The 273-nt window shown below is 64.8% G+C and carries 1 protein-coding gene; it reads right to left on the minus strand.

Annotated features, from left to right (window positions below; all coding sequences use genetic code 11):
* On the minus strand, positions 1–273 hold a 273-nt coding region (locus ACM9LZ_RS26110), incomplete at both ends, for a hypothetical protein (RefSeq protein WP_416622416.1).

Genomic DNA, 273 nt, shown 5'->3' on the forward strand with positions numbered 1-273 from the left:
CACCACGCTGTTCACCGGCGGGCTGTTGGTGATCTCCGTATAGGTGGAGGTGGCCGTCGGCGTCCCGCCCTTGCCGTCATTGGCCGTGACCACGACGCGCAGATATTTATGCGCGTCCGAGGTGGTCAGCGTGTAGCTGGAAGAGGTGGCGCCCGTGATGGCCGTGGCGTTGGTGCCGCTGGTGTCGTCCGCCCGGTACCATTGATAGCTGTAGGACCGGCCATCACCGTCGGGATCGCTCCAGGTGCCGTTGGTGGTGGTCAGGACATTGCC

Source organism: Niveispirillum fermenti (genome assembly GCF_048066175.1).
In the GTDB taxonomy this organism is placed as follows: Bacteria; Pseudomonadota; Alphaproteobacteria; order Azospirillales; family Azospirillaceae; genus Niveispirillum; species Niveispirillum fermenti.